At 40.1% G+C, this 8,133-nt stretch carries 17 protein-coding genes; 4 read left to right on the forward strand and 13 right to left on the reverse strand.

Annotated features, from left to right (window positions below; genetic code table 11):
* Positions 1-247 precede the first annotated feature (247 nt).
* Positions 248-751 (forward strand): hypothetical protein, encoded by a 504-nt coding sequence (locus C5469_RS21600; protein WP_166310639.1) that lies wholly within the window; start codon positions 248-250, stop codon positions 749-751.
* A 260-nt stretch (positions 752-1,011) separates the two neighbouring features.
* Here the strand turns inward: C5469_RS21600 and C5469_RS21605 are convergent, their stop codons facing one another.
* The 13 genes from C5469_RS21605 to C5469_RS21665 form a co-directional block, all read right to left on the reverse strand.
* A complete protein-coding gene (locus C5469_RS21605) occupies positions 1,012-1,605 on the reverse strand; it encodes a hypothetical protein (RefSeq protein ID WP_166310641.1) in 594 nt (197 codons plus the stop codon).
* Between the two features lie 3 nt (positions 1,606-1,608).
* Positions 1,609-1,806, reverse strand: a complete 198-nt coding sequence (locus tag C5469_RS21610; RefSeq protein WP_166310643.1) for a hypothetical protein — start codon at positions 1,804-1,806, stop codon at positions 1,609-1,611.
* Complete coding sequence (locus tag C5469_RS21615) at positions 1,790-2,398, reverse strand: recombination protein NinG (protein WP_166310645.1); 609 nt, start codon at positions 2,396-2,398, stop codon at positions 1,790-1,792. Before C5469_RS21615 ends, C5469_RS21610 begins: the two co-directional genes overlap by 17 nt.
* Positions 2,399-2,409: 11 nt before the next feature.
* Complete coding sequence (locus tag C5469_RS21620) at positions 2,410-2,646, reverse strand: hypothetical protein (protein ID WP_166310637.1); 237 nt, start codon at positions 2,644-2,646, stop codon at positions 2,410-2,412.
* Positions 2,549-2,779 carry a NinE family protein gene (locus tag C5469_RS21625; RefSeq protein WP_166310647.1) on the reverse strand — a complete coding sequence of 77 codons (231 nt, stop codon included), beginning with the start codon at positions 2,777-2,779 and terminating at the stop codon, positions 2,549-2,551. Before C5469_RS21625 ends, C5469_RS21620 begins: the two co-directional genes overlap by 98 nt.
* Positions 2,739-2,933 carry a ClpX C4-type zinc finger protein gene (locus C5469_RS24600; protein WP_166310649.1) on the reverse strand — a complete coding sequence of 65 codons (195 nt, stop codon included), beginning with the start codon at positions 2,931-2,933 and terminating at the stop codon, positions 2,739-2,741. Before C5469_RS24600 ends, C5469_RS21625 begins: the two co-directional genes overlap by 41 nt.
* On the reverse strand, positions 2,930-3,373 hold the full coding sequence (locus C5469_RS21635) for a YbcN family protein (protein ID WP_166310651.1): 444 nt from the start codon (positions 3,371-3,373) through the stop codon (positions 2,930-2,932). Before C5469_RS21635 ends, C5469_RS24600 begins: the two co-directional genes overlap by 4 nt.
* Positions 3,374-3,547: a Lar family restriction alleviation protein gene (locus C5469_RS24605; RefSeq protein WP_166310653.1), complete on the reverse strand. Its 174-nt coding sequence runs from the start codon at positions 3,545-3,547 to the stop codon at positions 3,374-3,376.
* Entirely contained in the window at positions 3,544-3,768 is a 225-nt protein-coding gene (locus C5469_RS21645; RefSeq protein WP_166310655.1) for a DUF551 domain-containing protein, read from the reverse strand. The genes C5469_RS24605 and C5469_RS21645 overlap by 4 nt, the downstream gene beginning before the upstream one ends.
* Before the next feature lie 22 nt (positions 3,769-3,790).
* A complete protein-coding gene (locus C5469_RS21650) occupies positions 3,791-4,516 on the reverse strand; it encodes an ATP-binding protein (protein WP_166310657.1) in 726 nt (241 codons plus the stop codon).
* Entirely contained in the window at positions 4,516-5,256 is a 741-nt protein-coding gene (locus C5469_RS21655) for a helix-turn-helix domain-containing protein (protein ID WP_166310659.1), read from the reverse strand. The genes C5469_RS21650 and C5469_RS21655 overlap by 1 nt, the downstream gene beginning before the upstream one ends.
* A gap of 107 nt (positions 5,257-5,363) precedes the next feature.
* Complete coding sequence (locus C5469_RS21660; protein ID WP_166310661.1) at positions 5,364-5,711, reverse strand: CII family transcriptional regulator; 348 nt, start codon at positions 5,709-5,711, stop codon at positions 5,364-5,366.
* Positions 5,712-5,950: 239 nt separating this feature from the next.
* Positions 5,951-6,136 carry a Cro/CI family transcriptional regulator gene (locus C5469_RS21665; protein ID WP_166310663.1) on the reverse strand — a complete coding sequence of 62 codons (186 nt, stop codon included), beginning with the start codon at positions 6,134-6,136 and terminating at the stop codon, positions 5,951-5,953.
* Between the two features lie 80 nt (positions 6,137-6,216).
* Here C5469_RS21665 and C5469_RS21670 point away from each other — a divergent pair, with 80 nt between their 5' ends.
* The 3 genes from C5469_RS21670 to C5469_RS21680 all read left to right on the forward strand — a co-directional run bounded on the left by C5469_RS21670 (position 6,217) and on the right by C5469_RS21680 (position 7,950).
* Positions 6,217-6,864, forward strand: coding sequence for a LexA family protein (locus C5469_RS21670; RefSeq protein WP_166310665.1), 648 nt, complete (start codon positions 6,217-6,219; stop codon positions 6,862-6,864).
* 466 nt (positions 6,865-7,330) lie between these two features.
* Complete coding sequence (locus tag C5469_RS21675; protein WP_166310667.1) at positions 7,331-7,693, forward strand: transcriptional antitermination N peptide; 363 nt, start codon at positions 7,331-7,333, stop codon at positions 7,691-7,693.
* Between the two features lie 2 nt (positions 7,694-7,695).
* A complete protein-coding gene (locus tag C5469_RS21680; protein ID WP_166310669.1) occupies positions 7,696-7,950 on the forward strand; it encodes a hypothetical protein in 255 nt (84 codons plus the stop codon).
* The last annotated feature ends 183 nt before the right edge of the window (positions 7,951-8,133 follow it).

Consider the following 8,133-nt stretch of genomic DNA (forward strand, 5'->3'; position numbering starts at 1 on the left):
TTGTGTTGAGAGCGAATATCAGAATAAGTAATTGACATGCCTTTCTCCATAGATTCCTGATTACGAACCAGCATGATTACCACCTTTAATGAAAAATTACTATGACATACATACAAAAAAGGCCACGTCAGATCGCAGCCCTTGAAGTGTTGCCGGGTATTTCACGCCCGGCGCGTGTTTCCTGCTATACCCCTACAACAAGAAATCGGCTAATATTAACTCACCCCTACAATAATGCGAGACTAATATGATTACAGAAGCAGCCGCTGCTATTACAGCGACAAAGCAAGCTTTCGAATTGTTAAAAGTAATAAAAGATGCACGTGATGAAATTACTATCACTAATGCCATTGGCGAACTCAGAGAAAAAATTAGCGAATTACAAATGGCTCATGCAGAGCTCTCCAGCCTTTACCTTGCTGAGAAGCAAATCACAATGAAGCTTACTGAGGAAAATGCCCAAATCAAGATGTTTGCTTTGCAGTCCAAGGATTATGAAATCTATACCACTGATGCCGGTTCGACGGTATACCGATTGAAGGCGCTTCCAGATTCTGATATCAAAACGCACTATCTTTGCGCACACTGTTTCCAGAAAAGAGAAATATCGATACTTCAACCAACAGGTAAAAACATACCGACGACCAAAGGGCGTTTTTGGGAAAACTTTTGTCCTAATTGCACTACAAATATTCTTATGCATAAGATGATCCCAGTTAAATCGAATATTTCTGCTCTCTTGCCTCGGTGAAAATATTTACATCGGTGGCCTTTAATACAAAAAAGGCCACGCCATGCGCAGCCTCCGTAATCAATTGAATTTGTTCCGTTATGGGAATTCCCATATCGGCTATCGTTAAATCGCCAAAAGTAACAATGCAAATTCGATGTGTCTTTATTGATGAGGCTCTTTCGCTTCTTGCTCCCGAGCATACCCGAAAACATACTACTTAATTTCTCAGCAATCAATTAATTTAAAAATATTTTTGCGATAATCGTAATTCATAAAAATCAGCCCTCCATTTCTCGCTTAATAGCGTAATACATTTCTGATTCCAATAGCTCTTCACACCATACAACTCTCTTTCTTGCATATTGAATGTCACACCCAGTCAGATAAGAAAGCTCACGAGCAATCTTTTGCGGGTTTTTGCGCTCACAGTATCGTTTAATTGCAATATCCCGAACGGGATTACCCTTTTTGAAAGTTTTATTTAATACTTTCTCAATAAAAGCGGCATCATCTGATTCTTTGGCGAGAGTAATGATGTCGCTTAATGATTGCTTGGGTGAAAGAATATCTTTAGCTTTCTTAAATAGCTCTTCTCCACGATATCCAAACTTATGCAAGTCTTTCACTACCTTAATGATCCGCTGGCCTTCTGCGTCACTCCATTCAGTACGAATCATAAGACGACCAATAACACTGCATTCACTACTAGGTTCTTCTCTTCCGCTGTGCTGCTTACCCCATATCATCAGCATGTAACGAACCCAAACGCGCTGATTTGGAGTTATTGTTTTCCAGCCTTTTCCCCATGCTCGGCAAAGATCTTTATTATTGGCAATATAGGCCAATAATGAGAATGATTCATTGTGCCTCATCAATTACCCCCGGAGAACTGAATGACATTTGTCATACTTAGTTGAAAACATGACTGAGTGTTTTTTGCCCCTGACTCTCCGATCCTGAATGACTCTCAATCGAGCATGTTCACATTGCAGAACAATAAAACTTTTCCTTGTCACTCCATGCCTAAACCGAGCATCTTCTATCGCTGCTTCAATATCAGTGAAGATTGTCATTGCTTACGCTCCTGAGCTTCTTCAATTTTTCATCAAACTCGGCTTTAATCGCTTTGCACTCTTCGATAGTCCATCTATGACGACCATGATTACTCTCGATATCTTCAACAGCCTCAATACCAATGCGATCAATAAGCTCAATCCGATATGGAACCAGGTTCCCCGAGTGATGCCGATTGCAGACAATACATTGTTTATGTATTTGTCTTATATCAAAGCGTAATTGCGGCGCTGCTGATGTCGTTCTATAGTGCCCTGCGTCCCATTGTGATGATTCTGTAGTGCCGCATGAAATACACGGCTTATCTTTATCTCGATAACGAACATATGCATTAACTGAACATTGGGCTTGCTGAATAAAATAACTGCGGGGCTTTACTGCTAACTTGCGTGCTTTGAGTTTATCTTTCTTCTCTGCTAATTCTTGCTGACGTTTCTTTTTAAGTGCCTGCTCTGCTTTTTCCCTGTCTCTATTCCGCTTCTTAATTGCTAATTCTGTACCGTGATCCGGGCTACACCACCATATATTATGGTATTTTGGCATAAACCATTCGCAACATATTTTACACTTTCTCCTCACCGGCTTTTTCATTATTCCAGCTCCTAGATTTCTTGAATTTCAGATAATCCTATAATTTCAGGCGTGGTGAATAGACCAACCTCTAAATCACCGTCTATCATTCTGATTATCATGTCATGTAGTGGCTCGTTATCGGAATCCCGATATCGGGTTGAGTGATATTCAGCCCTGTCGTGTTTCATGTAGTAATCTATTGCAACTACGTAAACCTTGCCTTTTTCTAGTTTCATTTCTATTTCTCCGTCTGTCCCACTTAGCACGCAGAAGCTCATAAACGTAGTCAAACGTTTCAACTTCGGATTCTGTGGGAACTGGTTTTGATTTGTTATTCGAGGGGACTTTATATATCAGATTATTGATGACTCTTTGAGTCTGTGATGTTTGTTGACTCATTTATTTCATCCGACTTTCTGTTTATTAATACATTAACGCATTGGATAATACACTCATTACAAATATCACTGTTATTCATTCCTGAGACTAAATGATTAACTTCATCTTGTGATTTACCACAAAAGTTACACCAGTGTTTATTACCTGCTATCATTTATCTTGCTCCTGTTTTAATTTCATATATTCGCTGTTATCCGGGATAGTCACGAAACAACCAATACTAGCCGCCCATTGTTCAACTCTTTCCATGAACTGGAACATATCCCCTGTATCGAGTTTTGATGTCCGCTTAAGCGTCCTGACACGCTCTGTAAGCTGCGTAGTGACATCCATTATCTCGATAACTTCATAGCCTAGGAATGTATGCTTCAACATTTCTTTAACTTCTTCTGATGAATATTTGGCACCGTTAGCACATAGATAACGACTTATCTCACCAAACCACAAATGGGCCGTGGCATTTTGAGATAATGAGCGTTTATTTTTCCACGGCTTAATAATAATGCGGTGCGGCTGTTTCGTTTGAAGGGTTTCTTTCAATATTTCCCACGCCTGAGATTTATTCGATTCGTGAAAACAAAAATCAGCTTCCATTTATCCCCCTTCATTTACTCTCTTATTCCAAGCTTGAATAGCATCAGATTGCGATAAACATCTCGCAGTCTGGTTTTTACATGTAGTACAAAACACAATTACCAATTTCCATGAAGTACATAATTTGGCAGCTTCTCCACCACAGAACGGGCACGGCTTAAGTTTTTCTTTCATACTTCCCCCGGTGGCTGTGGCAGTGGCATCCAGTGAGTAACTTTTTTAGTGATATACCATTTTGTATAAAGTTGATTTCCTTCATCATCAAAACCGGCAGTTATATCTTTGAAATAATCTTCTATATGAACCATATCCATAGAATTAATATCAGAAAACCATACTAAAACTGAATCATCTTTTAATTCGGGTAACATTTCACTGCATTTAATCCAGTTCATATTAAAAATCCTTCCTGTGTAATTACTTAACTTGCCGACGATAGCTATCCCACGTGAATCCGATAGCAATCGGCGATCCCATTCTCAGGCGGTCAATCACCCGCTCACCCAACACGTCAGCAAGCTGTTGCTGTGGTAAGTTGGTTAACACACCAACCGGTTTTTTGTTTGCCAGACGCCGATCAACCACCTGAAAAATTATCAGGTCCTCATTCAGATTTTTTCTCTGCACTCCAACATCATCGAGCACCAGCAAATCAACATCACACAAATCATCAACCAAGGCAGATTCACTAATTTTCGCGTCCCGTTGATAAGTTTCACGTACACGCATCATTAAATCCGGCAAAGTAGCAATCAGTATGCTCTTACCGTTTTTGATGAGATGATTTCCGATGGCAGCGGCCAAATGGTTCTTCCCAGTACCAGGATTGCCACTGAAAATAAATCCACCAAATGAGTGACCAAAATTTTCTGCATAACTCCTGGCTTTTGCGAGAACCTTTTGCTGCTCAATTGTATCGGCGATGTAATTTTCAAACGTGCAATTCTGGTGCAATGGACTGATGCCAGAACGCCCCATGATTCTGTTTAAGCGGTTCACCCGATTCTCTTCGGCAATGCGTTTTGAATCAATCTCACCCTGCTTACGATGCCACTCCATTAGTTCCTCAGCATTCGTGAATTTGGGCTTGATATGCTCTGGCATCATCCGGCGAAAACGAGCCAGCGTTTCAGCTATGTTCATTAGAAATTCTCCGAAATGAATTGTTCAGAACGTATTGGCTGAGTAATACGAGTACCAACACGGTGTTGATAGCGATCAGCTTGCTGGCTGTTCTGATAATTCAGCTTATGACTAGCAGTCACAAACCAGTTTTTGGGCTTTTCGGCTTGAAACTCGATATCCAGCCGTTGCAGTTGAGTATCCAGATCGATGTGAGGGAAAATCTTTTTCCAGTTGTCATAGTTCTTTTGATTCAGTTTTATAACCTCTCCCTTGAACGCATATTTATTTTCCACACGAGGAGCTTTAGCGACTTTCGCTATTGTTTTAATAGGTTCATTGACTGGTTCAAAAGAGTGACTGGTTCTGGGTGTAATTTTTACACTAGGGGGTGGTGTAACGGTTACACTAGGTGGTGTAATTTCTTCACTAAGGTGGTGTAATTTTTTAACCACCTCTGGTGTAGTTTTTACACTAGGGGGTATAATTTTTACACCATCAAGATTTAACCTATAAATGTTTGAAGAATTCCCCTTTTCCCCGCTTCTGTATATTTTTCTTACCAGCCCCATCTCACACAGGACATTAATATGGTTAATAGCTGTTGTTCGAGTCATCTCGCACTGATCAGCTATGTGCTGATAGGAAGGAAAGCATTCTCCTTTGTCATTGGCGTTATCAGCTAACTTGAGCAGTACCATCTTTCTTGCCGTACTTCCCACTTTTATTTGCATGGCCTTAGCCATCAGAATCATGCTCATTTTCTTATTCCTTGGTTGGATCTTTCACCAAAGTTTTATGCACAGCGCTGTGATTAAATTTCGTTTTCATGTATAATTAACCTCGTTGAAATGTTGTTCGGGAACCGCTAAATTCCCATCTCAAGTTGCATTTCTAAGACCTCGTCGGTAGCCGCCTTCGAGGTTTTTCTTTTTGGGTATCGGATATACTCAAGTGCTTCTATTAATGCCTTCGCATCCTCCCGATTTATCACTACGTTTGTGTCTGGCGCGTCATATTCAATGGCAACCAAAACGCGAGCCATTTTCGCAATGAAGCTAATGTCATCCAGTTTTTGCGGACGCTGCCAGCGCGTGATTTGTGATTCATGAAAATCAATTATCCTGGCTACATTCCGTGAACCTGTCAGCGCGATCTTGTTAAGCAATTCACTTTCCTTATCTCTGAATAATTTGCGGTAACTTGCGTGTTTCATTCGTAAAATGTCCTAAAGTTAAATTTGGTTAATGTTTGTTTAATAAATAAACGATAGATATCGTCTATCCTGAGATAGATGATGGTGATTTAAATAGGAGATCAGGCTACCCTGATAATTTCGGGTCAGCTTTAACTGCCCCTCTTTAAGAGGTTCAGTTGATTTAGCCTACCAACAAGGGGGTTGATTGATAGGGACTCCCCACACGGGCGGGGCATTCATTGTGAAATGCGGTACTGCTATGCGACTTTGTTATATAGGCTAGGGCTATATTTGAGTTTTCCGTTGGTTATACGGTTTAGTTTTAAGGCCGCTCGTTCGGGAATGACTTCCCTCCATTGAGAAACCGCTGCGTCTGATACGTTCAGCTTCTCAGCGACGGCTCTTTGGCTGCCAAAAAATTTAACTGCGTCATCTTTGAACATGTTTACAACCTCCATTTAAGATGTCTTTAATTATTCAACTAAAGGAATCTTAAGTCAAGAGGATTTAAGATACCTTAACTATGAAAACAACGATTGGTGAGCGCATTAGATTGCGCAGAAAAGAGCTTAAGTTCACCCAGAGGGAGCTCGGCAAGCATGTTGGCGTCTCGCACGTTGCTATTTCTCAATGGGAAAAAGAAGACACAGAGCCAAAAGGAGATAATCTATTGGCACTAGCGTCTGCTTTAGGATTCTCGCCCGAGCATATTCTTAAAGGCGAGAATGACAATTCGAATGTTTCATTTCTCAGGTTTAATAAGGCAAGAGGTGAGTATCCGCTAATTAGCTGGGTTTGTGCTGGAAATTGGAGTGAAGCGGTGGAGCCTTACCATAGAAGAGCTATTGATGACTGGTATGAAACTACCGTCAGTTGCTCTAGTGATTCCTTTTGGCTGGAAGTGAAAGGGGATTCAATGACGTCACCATCTGGATTAAGCATCCCAGAAGGGATGATGATTTTAGTAGATCCAGAAGTGGCGCCAGTTAATGGTAAATTGGTTGTCGCCAAGCTGGAGCGTGAAAATGAAGCAACATTTAAGCAATACATTGTTGATGCTGGAAATTATTATCTAAAGCCTCTCAATCCACAATACAGAATGATACCAATTAAAGGGAACTGTAAAATTATCGGCGTAGTTGTGGATGCAAGAATAATACGACTACCATAATGCATCTAAGTGATATCAAATCAAAAATCAGAGCCCTCAAATGAGGGTTTTGACTCTTATTGACCCTCCTTTCCTGAAGTAAACCCAAGAATAATTCAAAAAATCTTTACTAGAAAATTTAAGTTACTTTAAATTCAATATTGACATTTCTGTTAAGTTATCTTAAATTAAATCACATCGAACAGGCAGGACGCCCACGAAGTAGCCGCCAGTGGCGTAAGAAGAACTGGATGATTCGATAAGAAGCACCAAAAGAATCAAGTTAAAGCAGTACCTACAATGAATGCTCCGCCCGTGTGGAGAGTCTATACCCAAGTGAGTTTTGAGGTGTTGTGACTGAGCCTAAAAGTAATCAGTCAACTCATTCACAGATGAGGCTGTATCAGGACTGTGGAAGGCGCAACTGTGATAGAGCCACAACACAGCGATCACAACACCATCAAAACTTACTGATGAGGGTAATAAAATGAAAAATATCACTATCTTGCCGACTAGTGGTCGTTTGAGTTCAAAGATGCGTCGCTATCATGAACGTGGCAACTTAATTACTCGCAATCGTTTGGAAGAACACATTCGCAAGTCTGAAATAAAAGCTCTTGAGAATGTTATCGATAAAGCTTTTGGCGTAGAAACCGAGCCGCGTCAAGTATTAACTCTCAATCGCAAGCTTGAAAACGATAGCGCAAACGTAATAGCCAGTTTAGTCACTCAACTTAAAGGCAACGAAGAACAACAAGAGCCAACACCCAGCTTTGATAATTGTTGCTTACCCAGCACTTGGCTTTATTCAGTCAGTAAAAACGACAAAGATATTACAGCGAGGGGTTAATTATGGAAATAGTCAAATCAAAGCGCGTGATTATTAAATATCGCACAGCGGACCAAGTTTCTCGAACAGATAATTCATTAGCGGGCTGCTACTCATATTATGCAAAAGCCCAAGATGCATTAGATAGCGGCTTGTTTTGTGAAAAGTTAATTATACCGTACTGGGGTGATGAAAGAATAACTGATTTTAAAGGAAAGCTATTTGTTATCAAAAATAGGGATGAGTTAACTCTAATAGAACAGAATATTGTCAATTAACTAATTCCAGCTCATTTATAGTGGGCTGTGGTGAGTTAATTATAAGAGAATAAAAATGGAACTAACAGCAGAACATCAGAATTATATGAAATGTATCGCAAATGATATTATCAATCTTTTCGAAGATAAAAATCAGTTGCTTGAAATAGTAAAAGAGAACGGAGATTTATATAACTCACTTTT

It is taken from the genome of Photorhabdus cinerea (assembly GCF_011189575.1).
GTDB classification, from domain to species: Bacteria; Pseudomonadota; Gammaproteobacteria; order Enterobacterales; family Enterobacteriaceae; genus Photorhabdus; species Photorhabdus cinerea.